This is a genomic window from Streptomyces sp. NPDC058284 (genome assembly GCF_042881135.1).
Classification (GTDB): Bacteria; Actinomycetota; Actinomycetes; order Streptomycetales; family Streptomycetaceae; genus Streptomyces.
In genome coordinates, this window is the sequence record NZ_JBHVYE010000023.1 from 86,278 (window position 1) to 103,398 (window position 17,121).

Genomic DNA, 17,121 nt, shown 5'->3' on the forward strand with positions numbered 1-17,121 from the left:
TGGGAGCGTTTAGCAACAGAAGGAGTGCGCGTGCAGCCACGGCTGAGTGTTGTCGTCCCCGTCTACAACGTCGAGCTCTACCTCGACGAGTGTCTGGCGTCCCTGGCGGCCCAGACTTTCCCCGACTTTGAAGTGATCATGGTGGACGACGGGTCGACGGACGGCAGCGCGGTGATCGCGAAGGCGTTCGCCGATGCCGACCCGCGCTTCCGTCTGATATCCCAGGAGAACAAGGGCCTGGGCGCGGCGCGCAACACGGGTGTGCGGGAGATGTCCCCGGACAGCGAGTACCTCGCGTTCGTGGACAGCGACGACACCCTGCCCGCCACGGCGTACGCGCTGCTGATCGAGACGCTCGACGAGACGGGCTCGGACTTCGCGGCGGGCAACGTGACCCGCTTCCGCTCCGCGGGCCACGTCCAGTCCCCCGTGCACCGCGTGCCCTTCGCGGCGACCCGGCTGCGTACGCACGTGTCGAAGTTCCGCCCGCTGCTCACCGACCGCACCGCGTGGAACAAGGTCTACCGCCGCTCCTTCTGGGAGAAGCACGGGTTCGCCTACCCCGAGGCCATGCTCTACGAGGACGCACCGGTCAGCGTCCCCGCGCACTACCTCGCCGAGTCGGTGGACGTCCTCAGCGAGCCGATCTACAACTGGCGCGAGCGGGAGATCGGCGAGCGCTCCATCACGCAGAACCGCACCAACCCGCAGGGCCTGATCGACCGCGTGAGGTCGATCCGCATGGTGCGCGAGTTCATGCTGGCGCACATCGACGACGACCCGATGTACGCCGAGCACCTGAAGGTCTACGACCACAACGCGCTCGCCGAGGAGATCCCCCTCTTCTGGAAAGTGCTCCCGGGCTCGGACGCCGCCTACCAGGAGGCCTTCCTGGAGCACGTGGGCCGCCTGGTCCGCGAGATCGGCCAGGACGCGGTGCGCGCGCTGCACGTGCCGCACAAGCTGAAGCTGTACCTGACCGTCCACCGCCGCCTGGACGAACTGGTCGGGCAGCTGGAGTTCGAGAAGGAGCACCCCGGCTCGATCCCCGTCTCCGGGACGCTGCACCCGAAGGCCGACTACCCCTTCCTCGACCCCACCGACCCCGTCCCCGACGCGGTCCTGCGCCTGGACCCGGAGCTGCGCCTGCGCAGCCGCCTCGACGAGGCCGCCTGGCACGACGACAAGCTGTGGCTGTCCGGCTGGGCGTTCGCGCGCCAGATCGGCGCCGAGTCGCGGACCAAGGCGCTGAAGTCGCTGATCCTGAAGGAGAAGGGCAGCCGCCGCACGGTCATCGTGCCCGCGCGCAGCCATCTCGACCCCGAGGCGACGGTGGCCTCCGGCGCCGAGTTCCGGCACGCCGACTGGGCGGGCTTCGGCGCGCTGGTGAACCCGGCGCGGCTGCGCCACCGCGGCAAGTGGGTCGACGGCCTGTGGTACGTGCGGATCGCCGTGGCAGGCACGGGCTCGACGCCGCGGCGCGGACCGCTGTCCGGCGCGGGCACGGGCTCGGGCCAGACGCCGCCCGCGCACTGGGTCACCCAGGACGTCCGGGTCGCCCCGCAGATCCAGGACGGCGAGCTGGCCATCCGCGTGGAGACGGCGCACGCCCGCGCCCTCGAGGTCCGCGCCGAGGGCGCCCACCTCGTCGTACGGGGTGTCCTGCGCACCGCGCCCGAGGGCGAGCCCCGCCTGCGCATGCGCCACCGCGAGTCCGGCACGATCCACACCGCCCCGCTCGACCTCGGCGTCCCGCAGGACGGCCGCGTCCCGTTCACCACCCGCGTGAGCACGGCGGACCTGACCGGCATACGCGAGGACCACGAGCGCCTGCGCCCGACCCAGGCGGAACGCTCGATCGCCCGCTGGGACATGTCGGTCGAGGTCGTCGAGTCCACCGGCGCCGAGCCGAAGTCGACCCGCCTGGCCCTGATCCTGGACGACCGCGAGGGCTTCTCGGGTGCCCAGTTCGCGCAGGCGGACCCCAGCAGGACCGTCTACGCCCGGCGCAGCCCCGGCGGCTACCTCCAGTTCTGCGACCAGCCCGTCCAGCCCCTGGTCGACCACGTCTCCACGGCCCCCGACGGCACCGTCACCCTCACCGGCAGCTACCCGGCCCCGGGCGCCCACGACCTCGAACTTGTCCTGCGCCAGACGTGGTCGGGCCACGAGTACACGTTCCCGGCGAAGGCGGCGGACGGCCGCTTCACGGCGAGCTTCGTGCCCGCCCCCACCTACGCCTACGCGGGTGCCACGCCCCTGCGCGCCGGCTTCTGGTGGCCCTCCGTCCAGAAGCCCGACGGCTCCCGCACCGCCGTCCAGCTCGCCCCGCCCGTCCACGCCGTCCTGCCCCTGGAGGTGCTGGCGCACGGCAAGCGCGTGGAGCTGCAGGCCCGCCAGTACGACCAGCTCGCGCTGATGGCCCACTCCGAGCTGCGCCCCGAGGAGCGCAGCCGCTACCGCCAGACACGGCTGCGCACCGAGGCCTACCCCGCCGCCCGCCACGAGCCGCTGCGCGAGGCCGTCCTGTACGACGTGTTCGGCGGCCGCATGTACGGCGACTCGCCGCGCGCCATCCACGAGGAGATGGTCCGCCGCGGTCTGCCGGTGGAGCACCTGTGGGTCGTCAAGGACGGCCAGTGCGAGGTGCCCCCCACCGCGAAGGCGGTGCGCGTGTACAGCGCCGAGTACTACGAGGCGATGGCCCGCTCCCGCTACATCGTCGGCAACACGCACTTCCCGCGCTGGCTGGAGCGGCGCGAGGGCCAGCAGATCATCCAGACCTGGCACGGCACCCCGCTGAAGCGGATCGGCTTCGACTTCGACAACGACCACTTCGCCAGCACCCAGTACCTGACGGACCTGGACCGCGAGCGCCACCAGTGGACGATGCTGCTCTCCCCCAACCGGTTCAGCACGCCGATCATGCGCAGCGCCTTCCGGTTCGGCGGCGACCTGGGCGGTGAGCTCCTGGAGGCGGGCTACCCCCGCAACGACGTGCTGCTCGCTCCCGACCGCGCCGAGCGCGCCGAGAAGGTGCGCCGCCTCCTCGGCCTGCCCGAGGGCAAGAAGGTCGTGCTCTACGCGCCGACGTGGCGCGAGGACAAGCAGCGCCACCGCGGCGGCTTCCTGCTCGACCTGCGCGTCGACCTGGCGAAGGCGCGCGCGGAGCTGGGCGAGGACCACGTGCTGCTCGTGCGGCCGCACGCGCACATCGTGGACCCCGTGCCGGGCGCGGGCGACGGCTTCGTGTGGGACGTCGCGGGCTACCCGGACATCATGGACCTGCTCCTGATCGCCGACGTCCTGGTCACCGACTACTCCTCGGTGATGTTCGACTTCGCCGTGACCGGCCGTCCGATGCTGTTCTTCACGTACGACCTGGAGCATTACCGCGACCGGCTGCGCGGCTTCTACTTCGACTTCGAGAAGCGCGCGCCGGGACCGCTGCTGCCCACCTCCGACGAGCTGATCGCCGCGCTGCGGGACCTCGACGCGGTGAGTGAGCCGTACGGAAAGGCGTACGACGAGTTCCGCGCCGAGTTCTGCGACCTGGACGACGGCGGGGCCGCGGCCCGCGTCGTCGACCGGATGCTCGCCCACCGGGGGACGGCCACCGCATGAGTACACGAGAGGGGGGCGCCACCGTGCCCGAGCAGAGTGAGAGCGCCGGACGCGAGCAGGGGGCCGGCTCCGGACCCGAGCAGGGTGGGAGCGCCGGGCCCGTGCTGAGCGTGATCGTCCACGGCCGCAACGTCCAGGGTCACCTCGGTTCCTGCCTGGACGCCCTGGCCGCCCAGGCCTCGCCCGGCGTCGAGGTGATCGTCGCCGCGGTGGGCGCCTCCGCGCAGGCCGCCGCCGCGGACCGCTCCGGCCTCACCGTCGTCCCGCTGCCCGAGGGCACCGGCGACGGCGCGGCCCGCGCCGCGGGCGCCGAGCGGGCGGCCGGCCGGTGGCTGCACTTCGTGCACAGCAAGGACAGCGTGCCGACGGGCGCCCCGCGCGCCGTCGCCGACCGCGTGGCCGACCTGCCGGACGGTGTGGACGGCGTGGGCGGCGTGGATGTCCTCGTGGTCGACCACGTCCGTTCGACGTGGCGGCACCAGGGGATGCCGAGCCCCGACGGCAAGCACCTCGCCAAGCAGGGCCGCCGCGACCTGCCGCTCGCGGACTGCCCGAGCCTCCTGAAGGCCACGCCGCTGCTCGGCACCCGGGTCCTGCGGGCCGACTTCTGGCGAGCACACCGCGCCGAACTGGCCCTCGACGACGAGACGTTCGCCGCGTACGCCGCGCTGATCCTCGCCGACCGGCTCGCCGCGCTCGACCAAGTCGCCCTGAACGTACGGGAGTTGCGCGCGGAGAGCCTGCCCAAGGGCAGCCCCGAGGAGCGGTACGGCGTCATCGAGCGGTACGAGTCGCTGCTGCGGCTCGCCGCCGGACGCGGCCTGCCGACGGCGCCGCGCGCCGCGCTGTACGACGTGATGGTCGGCGACTGCCTGCGCATCATCGCCCGCGAACAGCTCCCCGACGCCGTGCGCAGGGAGTTCTTCCACCGCGCGTCGAAGGCGGCGCTCGCCTGGCGGCCCGCGGGGCATCAGCACCCCGGCGGCCTCGAAGGCGTCCGGCGCCGCATCCTCGAAGAGGACGCGTACACCAAGTACCGCACGTTCCAGACGGCCAACCAGCAGCGGCGCAAGCTCCGGTCGGCGGTCGTCTCGCGCAAGCACAAGGTGGGCCTGAAGGTCCGCGACCTGCGCTACCGCAGGGCACTCGAGCGGCCCGTCGACCCCGAGCTCGCGGTCTTCACGGCGTACTGGGACCGGGGCGTGGCCTGCAACCCCGCGGCGATCGCCGCGAAACTCGCCGAACTCGCCCCGCACATCCGCCCCGTGTGGGTCGTCTCGGCCGCGAACGTGCCGCTGCTGCCGCCCGGCACCGACCACATCGTGCCCGGCACGCCGCGCTACTGGGAGGTGATGGCGCGCGCCAAGTACCTGGTGAACAACGTCAACTTCCCCAACGCGATCGTGAAGCGGCCCGACGCGATCCACCTCCAGACCCACCACGGCACACCGCTCAAGCGCATGGGCCTGGACCAGCTCGACTACCCGGCCGCGTCCAAGGGCCTCAACTTCCACAGCCTGCTCGCCCGCATCGACAAGTGGGACTACAGCGTCTCCGCGAACGGGCACTCCACGGAGATGTGGGAGCGGGCCTACCCCTCGCACTACACCTCGCTGGACTACGGCTACCCGCGCAACGACGTCTTCTACAGCGCGGGCGGCGCCGACATCCGCGCGATCCGGGAGCGGCTCGGCATCGCGCCGGGCAAGCGGGCCATCCTCTACGCGCCCACCCACCGCGACTACGAGGCGGCCTGGACCCCGCGCCTGGACCTCGCCACGCTTGCCGACCGGCTCGGCGAGGACACGGTGCTCCTGGTCCGCGGCCACTACTTCTACGGCGGCGCGACCTCGCCGCTCGCGGGCCTGCGCAAGAGCGGCCGGGTCATCGACGTCTCCTCGTACGACCCCGTGGAGGAGCTGTCGCTCGCGGCGGACGCGCTGATCACGGACTACTCGTCGATCATGTTCGACTACGCCAACCTGGACCGACCGATCGTCGTGTACGCCGACGACTGGGAGACGTACGCGAAGACGCGCGGCGTCTACTTCGACCTGCTCGATGAGGCGCCGGGCCGGGTCGCGCGCACCCAGGACGAGCTGACGGAGATCTTCACCTCCGACGCCTGGCGCGACGAGACGGCGGCCAAGGCGCGCCGCGCCTTCCGGCACCGCTTCTGCGAGTACGACGACGGGCGCGCGGCCGAACGGGTCGTACGCCGTGTCTTCCTCGGCGAGAGCGAGGAGTCCCTGCCGCCCGTGACCCCGGTCGACGAGCGCACCCCGGCACCGACGCCCGAGGAGGCGACTCAGCGATGACCACCACTCCTGATGTCACCGTGACGGTGATCGTCTACAACGACGCGGAACGGCTGCCGCGCGCGGTGGCCTCGCTGCGCCGCCAGACGCACGCGAACATCGAGATCATCATCAGCGACGACCACTCGACGGACGACACCCCCGAGGTGGCCCGCCGGCTGGCGTCCGAGGACGAGCGCGTCTCCTACCTCCGCCTGCCGCAGAACAGCGGCGGGTGCAGCGCGCCGCGCAACCACGCGATCGAGGTCGCCCGCGCCCCGTACCTGATGTTCCTGGACAGCGACGACGAACTCCCCGAGCAGGCGGTCGAGTTGCTGCTCGCGGCGCACCGCGAGCGCGAGGTGGACTTCGCGATGGGCGCGGTGGAGCGGGTCCGCGTCGACACCGGCCGCACCTCCACGTGGATGGCGCACCTGGTGGCGGAGCGCCGCACGGTGGAGGGCATCGAGACGGAACCGGCGCTGTTCTTCGAGCACCTGTCGACGAGCAAGATGTACCGCCGCGAGTTCCTGGACCGCAACGGCCTCCGCTTCCCCGAGGGCATCCACTACGAGGACCAGCTCTTCTCGGCGCAGGCGTACTGCCTCGCCAGGTCCTTCACGGTCATCCCGGACCCCGTCTACCGCTGGTACATAGCCCCGTACGAGGCGGCGGAATCGGCGTCCATCTCCAACCAGCGCCACAAGCTGACGAACGTCCGCGACCGCATCCACGTGCAGCGCCTCATCGACGCTTTCCTGACGGCGAGCGGCCATGAGGGCGTGCGGGAGGCCAAGGACTACAAGTTCCTCAAGCACGACTTCCGGATGTACGCGGGTGACCTGCCGTTCCGCGACGAGGAGTGGCTGTCGGGCTTCGCGGACATCGTGAACCCGTACCTGGCGGAGCTGGCCCCCGGCGCGTACGCGCGCCTGCCCCGGGCCGAGCGCGTCGTCCTCCAGTTGGTCCGCGACGGCCGCATGGCGGAGGCCCAGCTGGCGGCGCGGGGCCTCGGCCACGGGGTGGCGCCGCGCGAGACGTCGGTGGACGCGGAGGGCCGCGTCTACTGGGGCGCGCACGTCCCCCGGTCGTCGGCGGCCCGCGCCGAACTGGACCTCACCGACCAGGGCCTGGACTCCCGCCCCTTCCCGAGCGCCCAGTTCCGCCACGAGATCACCCGGGTCGAGCCGGGCCCCGGCGCCTCGGTCGACCTCACCGTCCGCACGTACGACCCGGGCCTGCGCCTGCCGGTGGGCCCGCAGATCGCCACGATCCTCCTGGCCCCGGGCCGCCGCCGCATGAAGACCCCCTTCCGCCTGGACCCGGTCCACCCCGGCGTCTTCGAGGGCACGGTGCGCCTGGACCTGACGCAGGCCCCGCTCCCCCTGAATGGCTTCGCGGGCACGCGCCACCCGGTCCTGCAACTCACCTCGGGCCAACTCCGCAACACGGCCCTGCTCCTGGCGCCCCTCACCTTCCCCACCCTGAGGGCCCGCGTGGACTACCGGGGCGGCGCGCTCCCCCACGAGGTCACGGTGGAACCGGAGGGCCGGGCCTCGGGCCGCCTCCAGCTCCGCTGGACCCCGGTGGGCGTGACGTCGAAGGTCATACGCCCCCTGGCCCGCAAGGCAGGCGCGAAAGCGAACTCCCGAGTCCGCAGGGCGGCGCGCCTGGCAGCCAGCCTGACCCGCTGACACCCCGTGAGCCGGGGCGGGCCCACTAGTGCGCCCGCCCCGGCCCACCTGCCCGACGTGGCGAGCGCCCCGGCCCACCTGCCCCCACAACACGAACGACCCGGCTCACCTGTCGCCACGACGCGAACGCCCGCCGCGTCCCAGCTGACCCCCACGACCTGAGTGGCCGCCGCACCCCAGCTGGCCGCACGACCTGAGTACCGCCACCCTCCCAGCTCGCCCCACAACCTGAGTGCCTCCCTCCCCTCAACCGACCGCCACACCCCACACCCCAGCCACACTCCAGCCGACCGCCCTTCCCCACCCACCCGTGGTGAGCGAGGCGCGCGTGAGCCGTCGGCCTGGACTCACGCCCAGGCGAGGCGCAGGTGCTGCCTCTCGGGGCCGACATGTGGCCGCATGCGACGCGCAGCCCTCATGTGCTTCGCTCAACGTGCAGAGCGGCAAGGTCGCCGCCACCGGCCACGCAGGAGGACACCGTGAGCGACCACACGTGGGTCAGCACCTCAATGCCGTACCTGGTGCCCCGGAAGAAGGGGCAGCCCGACGCCTGGGCCGAAGAGGCCGCCGCCCGGGGCGGCAAGGGCACCCAGCGCATCACTCACGCCGGCGAGGTGCCCGCACCGGACGCGGTGGCGGATCTGCTCGGAGTCGTCGCCGGGGAGCCGGTCGTCGTACGCCGCCGTGTCATCGAACTCGACGGCCTGCCATGCGAGTTGACGGACACGTACTATCCGTCGGACATTGCCCGCGGCACACCCTTGGCCGAAACGGGCAAGATCCGCGGCGGCGTCGTGACATTCCTCGCCGGGCTCGGCCACATCGGCGTACGCGTCCGGGAGGATGTCACCGCCCGCATGCCCGACGCCGAGGAACGCGAAGCCCTGCGACTGGGCCAGAACGAGCCGGTCCTCCGGCTGAACAGGGTGACTCTGGACAACGAGGACCGGCCGATCCAGGCCGACATGATGGTCATGCCCGCGCATCTGCAGCAGCTGCGCTACGAGATCAGGACCGGATGACTCGGAACGCCCCCTCAGGCGTCACCCTGTCGGCACGGACCGGCTCTTCCTCTCGCCCCCGGGCTGGGACCCGGAAGACGGGCCAGGGGCGGAAACCGTGCGGCACGGTGTCAAGGTGTCGGGCGGCCACCTTCTGACCGCATCAGGACAACCGTGGGGTTTCGGCCTCCGTGTGGTTGAGGGAGCGGGAGGATTCCGGTGACGTCGCCGGGCGTTGCCCGGTGATCGGGGCGGCGTGCGGTGGTGGGGCTCGTACGACCGCACGGCTGCCGGTTCTCGGGGTCTTCCGGATCCACCGTCAGGGTGCGGACCGCCGAAGGGGGAAGTCCCTTGATACCCGCACGCTCCAGGCCCGTCGGGCCCCCGAGACCCTCCGGGTCCCTGACACCCGCCGGCTCCCCGCGACCTTCCGGCTCCCCGCGACCTTCCTCCGGATCGAGCCGGTCGCCCCTCGCCGGCCGGCGGTGGCGGCGGCTCACCTCTCTCGCCGCCGGCGGCGCCCTCGCGGTGGCCGGCCTCGTCGCGCTCCCCGCGCCCGCACAGGCCACCGCCGGGCTCTCGGCATACGTGGCCAACTTCCACGGCGACACCGTCTCGGTGGTCGATACGAGCACGAACACCGTCACCGGCAGCATCGCCGTCGGGAACAGCCCCGTCGGCGTCGCGGTCAGCCCGGCCGGTGCGCACGCCTACGTCACCAACTTCGACGAGGCCACCGTCTCCGCGATCGACACGGACACCAACGCGGTCACCGCGACCATCCCCGTCGGCAGCAACCCCCTCAACGTGGCCGTCACCCCCTCCGGAAACCGCGCGTACGTCGCGAACAGCGGCGGGAACACGGTCTCGGTCATCGACACCGCGAGCAACACGGTCAGCGCCACCGTCCAGGTCGGGAACTCCCCGAACGGCGTGGCGATATCCCCGTCGGGCACCACCGCCTACGTGACCAACAACAACGGGAACTCCGTCTCGGTCGTCGACACCGCGAGCAACACGGTGACCGGCACCGTCCCGGTCGGGGCCTCCCCGGCCGGTGTGGCGGTCAGCCCGTCCGGGGCCGTCGCCTACGTCGCCAACAACGGCGGGAACACGGTCTCGGTCATCAGCACCGCGACCAACGCCGTGACCGGCACCGTCCCGGTCGGGGACGCGCCGAACAGCGTCGCCTTCGCCCCGTCGGGCGCCCGCGCCTACGTCGCCGACCGGGGCAGCGACGACGTGAAGGTGATCGACACGGCGACCAGTACCGTGGCGGCGACCGTCCCGGTCGGCGACAGCCCGGCCAAGGTCCAGGTCAGTCCGTCCGGCACCGCCGTCTACGCCGCCAACGTCACCGACGGCACCGTCTCGGTCATCGACACCGGGACCAACGCCGTCAACGCCACGATCGGCGGATTCACCGGCCCGTACGGCATCGCCTTCGCCGCCGCGCCGCCCCCGGCCAAGGCGGACATCGACGTCGACCTCACCGCTCAGCCGTACCTGAGCCTCCTGGTGCCCTACCTCTCCTACACGCTCACCGCCCACAACACCGGCCCCGGAGCCGTGAGTTCGGCGACGCTCACCGCGAAGCTCCCGACGGGCGCGAGGGCCACCAATCTCGCCGCCGGATGCACTGCCGCCGGTGCCACGGTGACGTGTACCTACGGAGCCATCGCCGGCAACGCGAGCGTGCACAAGTCCTTCCGCGTCCCGCTGGGCCTGCTGACTCTCGGCCCGGTCAAGGTCACCGGTCAGCGCACCGCGTCGGCGCCCACCGACCCCAACCCCGCCAACGACGCCGCTTCCGTCACCTGCACCGCCGTCTCCATCGTCCTCGTCACCTGCCCCTGACATCACTGACACCGCCTGAGGCCCGGCCGGGTGCTCCCGGCCCGGCCTCAGAGCGCGCTCCCGGTCGCCGGTGCGTCACGCCCGTGCGACTGGACGCGCACCATGTGGTTCAGCTCCGCCAGGCACGGGCCGCACCCGTACACGTCACCCGTCGCGCCGGGCGTGTGCACCGAGCCGACCCACAGCACGCGCACACCCTCGCGTCGGCAGTACAGCCAACAGGAGCCGGTCACCCAGCAGTTGCCGTCATCGGCACGGGCCACGAGCGGCCACGCGTCACGCCATGGCCACCCGGCCGCCGGATGGAACGTCACCCCTCACCGTCGTGCGCGCACGCGTACTCGGCCCGCTCCGCCTGCGGCCGCAGCACGGCGTAGTCACCGAAGTTCCGCCGGTAGCGCCGGTGGCCCGTCTGCTGCGTGTGCCTGCGCTGCCACTCCTCCACCGGCCCCGGGTCCCCGCACGTACCGGACTCCGCGCCGCACTCGCTCTCGTCGCCGGACACGCACCGTGCCTCGTACTCCGGCTCCGCCGTCCGGTCCTGCTCGATGACGAACGGGACGTAACGGAACACCCGCCGGGTCACCGCGCCACCCTCCGCTCGCCGCGCACCGAGTCCTTCACGTGCAGAAAGCCACCGGCCTTCTCGATCTCCCGCGCCACCTCGTCGTACTCCTGCACGGCCGGCGAGATCATCGATCGCCACGCCGTGAGCACCGCCCCCGCCCCACCGCTCCTGACACACTCCACGGCCCGCTCCAGCCCCACCCGTCCCTGCGGCGGCAGCAGCCCCACCCGCTCCTCGACGACGTCCGCGATCTCCCACCCGAACGCCTCGGCGTACTCCGTGCACTCCTTGCGAGGCACCACGATGTCGGTACCGGCCGCACCGGAAAGGTAGATCACGCAACGAAACCGCCCTATCCCCACGGCCCCGGCCCGCACCTCGGCCTCACCCGGCGAGACGCCCGCCGCCGCGTCCGCGAGCGCCTGACGCCGCCTCACGTCCCCCTCGGTCCTGCGTGCCGCGCGCGGACCGTTCCCTCGTTCACTTTCACTACCGACCATGCGTCGATTGTGTCGACTCGATCACCCACAGTGAAGAGATGGGACGTATGGGTAGACGAGGCCGCCACGCCTCAACTCCTACGCCCCGTAAGGCCTACGCGATCAGCGGCATCCCGATCAGCTCGCCGATGTTCCGCACCCGCGCCGTCGACACCTTCGCGAGCCGCTTCCCGATGACGCCGGGCAACGCCTGATGCTTGACCCACTCCGGGGCGTCCAGCGCCACCTCGATGAGCGTGTCCGCCGCCTGGTCGTGCAGGCCGACAGCGCACTGGGCGAGGGCGACGTCCAGCTTGTAGCGGTTGCGGGCCACCTTCGACATGGACTTGGGGAGTTGCTTCATGTCGGGCTGACCGGCGAGGTCGAGTGCGCGACCGTAGCTCTTGAGTGCGACGTGGATTCCGACCGCCTCAGTCCTGGCCGCTGTCGGGCCGAAGCTGGTTCCGTACAGCTTCTCGTCACGGCCCAGCCGGGCCGCCGCCGCATGTGCCTGAGAAAGGTAGTCGTCGGCCGCGCTCTCGTCCTCGCGCCTCGACGCCGCCACGGCCGCCGAGATCATCAGGCGTCCGTATGCGAGCAGTTGGGGCCGGGACCCACTGCTGAAGGACGGCTCGATCGCCAGTGCCGCCCGTTCGGCCACCGCCACGGCACGGGGCAACTTGGCGCCCCGCAGGTAGATCCACGACAGCGTGGACTCCAGGAGCGCCGTCATCACGGGGTCACCGACGTCCCTCGCAAGGTGCTTGGCCGACGTGAGCGCGCTCAACGCAAGGTCACGCTGGCCGAACCCGGTGGAGCACGAGGCGGCCACACGGTACGTGCTCGCCAGGATCGAGCCCAGTCGCGCCCGCTCGCTGCCCGTGGCGCTGGCATACCTGACCTGCCCCTCCATGAGGACCTTGGAAGCGTAGCCGCTCACGTTCGCCGTGTCGCTCGCCCAGTAGGCCGCCCACGCGAGGTCGCGGGCCTCGGCCAGTTCGTCGACGGTGCTCGGATCGTCGATGCCTTCCCACTCGCCGAGGGCGCTCTCGTGTACGGCATCGGACAGTTGGCGCAGGGCGACGCGGACGTCCCGGTTCATCCCCCGGCGAGGAGCCTGCTGCCCCAAGAGCACCGACACATCCGAGTTCAACGCATGCGCAAGCCTCAGCAGCGAACCGACGGACAACTCTCCCCGGTCCTGCTCCGCCTTCTGCACCAGCGCCAGGGACAGCCCCGACGCATCCGCCAGGCCCTGCTGCGTCAGATCGGAGCCCCGCAGATGCTTGATTCGCCTACCGGTCGTCAGATCGGCCCAGTCGCTCACGATCACCCCAGAGGGTCGGCTCAGGCTGCTGATAGCTGCTGATAGCTGCTGAACTTCGATGGTAGGCCCCAACGCCCGCACATCCAGAGCGAACAGTCCAGCTTCAGCCCACCACCTCGTACAGGACCTGCCCCTTCGGCCCCGTCGCCGCCCGCCGCAGCGCGGGGTCACCCGCGCGCAGGCCACCGTCGCTCGCGTACTGCACGATCCAGCGCGCCCCGTACCGGTGCAGGATGTCCAGGCGGTCCGCGCGGGACGTGCCGGGCGCGAAGTAGTCCCGTACCGCCGCGACCCGTTCCGCCTGGTCCGGCAGGAAGAAGTCCGGGTAGCCGGGCGCGACCGTGTAGGGGCCGTAGGCGGGGATCTGGCGGGCGGGGAAGGTCTTGGCCAGGACCACGTCGCCGTACTTCACCTTCGGGCCGAGCCAGTCGTAACCCGCCCACGGCGCCTCGTACTTGGCGGCGACCGGGGCCGGCAGGGCAGCGCGCGGGACGGCGTAGCCCAGCGTGCCCGACTGGGTCCACGCGCCGAGCAGCAGCGCCGCGCCCAGCGCCCCGGCGAAGGCGCGCCGCACCCCCGCCCGACCGGACTCGAACACCTCGAGGGCCACCGCGAGCTGCGCCGGGATCAGGGCCGCGGGCAGCACCCGGCCCCACGAGTAGTGGCCGGTCAGGCCGCCCGCCGCGAACATCGCCGCGCCGAGGAGGAAGAAGAGCACCAGCGGGTCGCGGTGGTCGCGGCGCCAGCGCGGGACCAGGGCGGCGACCCCGACGAGCGCCAGGCCGAAGTGCGGCAGCAGGTGCCGGTAGAGGGCGCGGTGGATGCCTTCCAGGCCGCCCGCGTCGAAGAGGCCGAAGAAGGAGTAGTACGGCCAGGCGGCGAGGACGATCAGCCCCAGCGCCAGGCCCGCGGCCAGCCGGACCAGCAGGGCCCGCGCGGGCCACGGCCGGGCGCCGAGCAGCAGGGCCAGCGCGCCCAACGACGCGACGACGCCCGTGAACTGATGGCTCAACAGGATCAGCGACCAGAACGCGCCGAGAGCGAGGAGACAGGACCACCCCGCGCCCCCGCCCCGCAGCGCCTTCCGCAGCAGCGCCCAGAAGTGGAAGGAGAGGCCGAGCGCGAACGTGCTCGGGTACGAGACCGTCAGGGCAAGGGAGTTGAGGCCCAGGAAGCCGCTCCAGTTGAACAGCGCCGGGCCCCAGAGCAGGAGCAGGCAGAGCAGGGCGAGCGGCGGCGCCGCGGCGCGGTCGCTGAAGGTGCGTACGAAGTGCCGGACGCCCGTGACGAGCAGTGTCAGGCCGATCAGGGCCGCCACCCGCAGCACCACGAACGTGCCGAGTCCGGTCACCTTGGCCAGGCAGCCGAGCAGCAGCATCCAGGGCGAGTAGTACGGGCTCGGGGTGTCGGCGTCGACCAGGGGATTGCCCGGGTCGACGAGGTCGTGGCGCAGGCGTTCGATCGTCGCCGCGTGGATGCCGAGGTCGCCCGCCCAGGGCAGGCGGACGATCACCAGGAGGAGCAGGACGAGGACGAGCAGGGCGGGGACGGACAGGGCAGGGGTGAGCAGGGCTGCTGCCCCGCGGTCCGGCCGTCGTCGTACGACCGCGTTAGTGGCGACGCGCATCGTGCTGGAAGACCCACGTCCGGTAGACCAGGAAACGGAACGCCGAGGCCAGAACGATCGACAGCGCCTTGGCGACGTTGGAGCCGAGCGGTCCGCTCATGTCCGCTCCGTGGTACGCCGCGTAGAACAGGACACTCTCCATCACCACGCCGATCCCGCTGAAGACGAAGAACAGCGCGATCTGCCGCTTCGTGCGCGAGGCGCGGTCGCGGTAGGCGAAGAAGCGGAAGCCCAGGTAGTTGGTGCCCATGGCGACACAGCTGGCAAGGACCGTCGCCGTCATCGCGCCGAAGGCCAGACCGTGCAGGAGGAGGTTGAAGACGACGAGGTTCACGGCGACGCCACTGCCGCCGACCAGGCCGAACTTCATGAGCTCAAGGAAGAGCCTGCGCAGGCGGGCCAGGGGGAGGCGGGGAGCGGCGGCGGGGGATGCCGCAGGGACGGGCTGGGAGACCGGCGCGGGCTGGGAGACCGGCGCGGGCGGGGTGTCCTGGAGGGTGGGGGCCGTCATCGGCGCGCCTCCCCGCCCTGGGGGGACGATCTCGCGTCGAGCCGCAGCTTCCACGGCATGACGACCGACTCCAGCTGCACCATCAGGCTCATCTTCGACTCGCCGACCGTGCGGTCCTCGAAGTGGATCGGCACCTCCATGACGCCGAAGCCGCGGCGCAGCGCGCGGTACTTCATCTCGACCTGGAAGCTGTAGCCCGCGCTGTCCACCGAGGCCAGGTCGATGGCGCGCAGGGCGTCGGCGCGCCACAGGTTGAAGCCGCCGGTGATGTCGCGGACGCGGGTGCCGAGGATGGTGCCCGCGTAGGCGTTGGCCCAGCGGGAGAGCAGCTTGCGGTGGGCGCCCCACGCGTCGGAGAGCGTGCCGCCCTGGACGTACCGGCTGCCGATGACGACGCCCGCGTCCGTGGCGAGGGCGACGCCGAGCAGTTCGGCGGCCTTCGCCACGGGGTGGCTGCCGTCCGCGTCCATCTGCAGGACGTAGTGCGCGCCCTCGGCGACCGCCCGCGCCATGCCGGCCGCGTAGGCCCGGCCGAGGCCGTCCTTCTCGGTGCGGTGCAGGACGCTCATGCGGGCGCTGCCGTACCGCTCGGCGAAGCGTTCGGCGATCTCGCCGGTGCCGTCGGGGCTGGAGTCGTCGACGACGAGCAGGCGCAGACCGGGCAGCGGGAGCGCCATCAGGGCCTCGGCCATGCCGGGCAGGTTGCCCGCTTCGTTGTACGTGGGCATGACGACGGTCAGCGGGGTCGCGGCCCAGGCCTCGGGCAGCCGGGCGGCGAGACTCTCGGAGAGGTTCTCCGGCACGTACTCGGCGAGGCGGTCCGGTCCGCCGTCCGGCAGCTTCTCCGGCCTGTCCTCGGGAAGGTTCACAGTCACTGCTCAAGCCCTTCGATGGTGGGGGATGCGTGGGGTACGTCCGGTGAGAAGCGGAGCGCCGCGTCGGGCAGGACCGCCTCGCACCACACCCGCGCCCCGGTCCGCAGTTCGTTGTCGGCCCCCACGCGCGCGCCGTCCCCCACGACCGCGCCTTCGAGGACGGTGCGGCGTCCGACGCGGGCCCGCGCGCCGATCAGGCTCCGGCGGATGTCGGCGCCCGCGCCCACGTCCGCCCCGTCGAGCAGGACCGAGCCGTGCACGACCGCGCCCGGCCCGACGCGGGCGCCCGCGCCCACGACGGTTCCCGCCGCGAGGCTGGCGTCCGGCGCGACCTCGGCGCCCGGCAGGACCAGCGACTCGCCGGGCGGGCCGGGCAGGGCGGGCGAGGTGATGACGCCGCGTACGAGGTCGGCCGAGGCCTGGACGAGCGCCTCGGGGCGGCCGAGGTCCAGCCAGTAGGTGTCCTCGACCTTCCCGTGCAGATGCGCGCCCGCGGCGAGCAGCCCCGGGAAGGTCTCCCGCTCCACGGAGACCGGCCGGTCCGCCGGGATCGTGTCGATGACGGAGCGCCGGAACACGTACGCGCCCGCGTTGATCTGGTCGGTGACGATCTCCTCGGCGGTCTGCGGCTTCTCGGTGAAGGCGAGCACGCGCCCGTGGTCGTCGGTCGGTACGAGTCCGAAGGCGCGGGGGTCCTCGACACGGGTGAGGTGAAGGGTGACGTCGGCGTCGTGCCGTACGTGCGTGGCGAGGAGGTCCCGGAGGTCGACGCCGCTGAGGATGTCACCGTTGAGTACGAGGACGGGTTCGCCGGAGCCGCTCCCGCCGCGCAGCCGTCGTGCGGCGTGGCGGATGGCGCCGCCGGTGCCGAGGGGCTCGTCCTCGACGACGTACTCCAGTCGCAGGCCGTACGCGGATCCGTCGCCGAAGTGCGGCTCGAAGACCTCGGCGAGGTAGCAGGTGGCCATCACGACGTGGTCGACGCCGGCGGCGGCGAGCCGGGCGAGTTGGTGGGCGAGGAAGGGGACGCCCGCCGCGGGGACCATCGGCTTGGGCGTGTGGACCGTGACCGGGCGCAGCCGGGTGCCCTGGCCGCCGACCAGCAGAATGGCTTCCGTCATCGCCTCGTCGCGACCTTTCCTGCGTTTTCGGGTGCGGGTGTTTCGATCTCGACGTCTCGATCGAGACGTCTCGATCTCGGCGTCTCGATCTTGACGTCTCGATCTTGACGTCTCGATCTCGTACCGTCGTCAGACAATCT

General features: G+C 72.1%; 13 protein-coding genes. 5 read left to right on the forward strand and 8 right to left on the reverse strand.

Translation table 11 applies throughout. The features are described 5' to 3' along the window. The first annotated feature begins 30 nt into the window (after positions 1–30). The 5 genes from ACFVYR_RS27845 to ACFVYR_RS27865 all read left to right on the forward strand — a co-directional run bounded on the left by ACFVYR_RS27845 (position 31) and on the right by ACFVYR_RS27865 (position 10,473). Positions 31–3,624, forward strand: a complete 3,594-nt coding sequence (locus ACFVYR_RS27845) for a CDP-glycerol glycerophosphotransferase family protein (protein WP_384255066.1) — start codon at positions 31–33, stop codon at positions 3,622–3,624. Next, positions 3,621–5,942 carry a CDP-glycerol glycerophosphotransferase family protein gene (locus ACFVYR_RS27850; protein WP_384255068.1) on the forward strand — a complete coding sequence of 774 codons (2,322 nt, stop codon included), beginning with the start codon at positions 3,621–3,623 and terminating at the stop codon, positions 5,940–5,942. The genes ACFVYR_RS27845 and ACFVYR_RS27850 overlap by 4 nt, the downstream gene beginning before the upstream one ends. After that, positions 5,939–7,615, forward strand: coding sequence for a glycosyltransferase family 2 protein (locus ACFVYR_RS27855; RefSeq protein WP_384255071.1), 1,677 nt, complete (start codon positions 5,939–5,941; stop codon positions 7,613–7,615). The genes ACFVYR_RS27850 and ACFVYR_RS27855 overlap by 4 nt, the downstream gene beginning before the upstream one ends. A 479-nt stretch (positions 7,616–8,094) precedes the next feature. After that, positions 8,095–8,637 (forward strand): GntR family transcriptional regulator, encoded by a 543-nt coding sequence (locus ACFVYR_RS27860; protein ID WP_384255073.1) that lies wholly within the window; start codon positions 8,095–8,097, stop codon positions 8,635–8,637. Between the two features lie 507 nt (positions 8,638–9,144). Beyond that, on the forward strand, positions 9,145–10,473 hold the full coding sequence (locus tag ACFVYR_RS27865; protein WP_384255075.1) for a hypothetical protein: 1,329 nt from the start codon (positions 9,145–9,147) through the stop codon (positions 10,471–10,473). Positions 10,474–10,520: 47 nt separating this feature from the next. On the opposite strand, the gene ACFVYR_RS27870 is transcribed toward ACFVYR_RS27865, so the two are convergent. The 8 genes from ACFVYR_RS27870 to ACFVYR_RS27905 all read right to left on the reverse strand — a co-directional run bounded on the left by ACFVYR_RS27870 (position 10,521) and on the right by ACFVYR_RS27905 (position 16,981). Continuing rightward, positions 10,521–10,787: a hypothetical protein gene (locus ACFVYR_RS27870; protein WP_384255078.1), complete on the reverse strand. Its 267-nt coding sequence runs from the start codon at positions 10,785–10,787 to the stop codon at positions 10,521–10,523. Further along, positions 10,784–11,059, reverse strand: a complete 276-nt coding sequence (locus tag ACFVYR_RS27875; protein WP_384255080.1) for a hypothetical protein — start codon at positions 11,057–11,059, stop codon at positions 10,784–10,786. Before ACFVYR_RS27875 ends, ACFVYR_RS27870 begins: the two co-directional genes overlap by 4 nt. Next, positions 11,056–11,478, reverse strand: a complete 423-nt coding sequence (locus ACFVYR_RS27880) for a hypothetical protein (protein WP_384255083.1) — start codon at positions 11,476–11,478, stop codon at positions 11,056–11,058. Before ACFVYR_RS27880 ends, ACFVYR_RS27875 begins: the two co-directional genes overlap by 4 nt. A 157-nt stretch (positions 11,479–11,635) precedes the next feature. Then, the gene (locus ACFVYR_RS27885) at positions 11,636–12,847 is read right to left on the reverse strand and encodes a helix-turn-helix domain-containing protein (RefSeq protein WP_384255085.1); all 1,212 of its coding nucleotides are present in this window, start codon (positions 12,845–12,847) and stop codon (positions 11,636–11,638) included. 103 nt (positions 12,848–12,950) lie between these two features. Continuing rightward, the gene (locus ACFVYR_RS27890; protein ID WP_384255087.1) at positions 12,951–14,474 is read right to left on the reverse strand and encodes a hypothetical protein; all 1,524 of its coding nucleotides are present in this window, start codon (positions 14,472–14,474) and stop codon (positions 12,951–12,953) included. Beyond that, the gene (locus tag ACFVYR_RS27895; protein ID WP_384255090.1) at positions 14,458–14,985 is read right to left on the reverse strand and encodes a GtrA family protein; all 528 of its coding nucleotides are present in this window, start codon (positions 14,983–14,985) and stop codon (positions 14,458–14,460) included. The genes ACFVYR_RS27890 and ACFVYR_RS27895 overlap by 17 nt, the downstream gene beginning before the upstream one ends. After that, positions 14,982–15,713 (reverse strand): polyprenol monophosphomannose synthase, encoded by a 732-nt coding sequence (locus ACFVYR_RS27900; RefSeq protein ID WP_384255141.1) that lies wholly within the window; start codon positions 15,711–15,713, stop codon positions 14,982–14,984. Before ACFVYR_RS27900 ends, ACFVYR_RS27895 begins: the two co-directional genes overlap by 4 nt. Before the next feature lie 143 nt (positions 15,714–15,856). Next, positions 15,857–16,981, reverse strand: a complete 1,125-nt coding sequence (locus ACFVYR_RS27905) for a sugar phosphate nucleotidyltransferase (protein WP_384255092.1) — start codon at positions 16,979–16,981, stop codon at positions 15,857–15,859. Between the last annotated feature and the right edge of the window lie 140 nt (positions 16,982–17,121).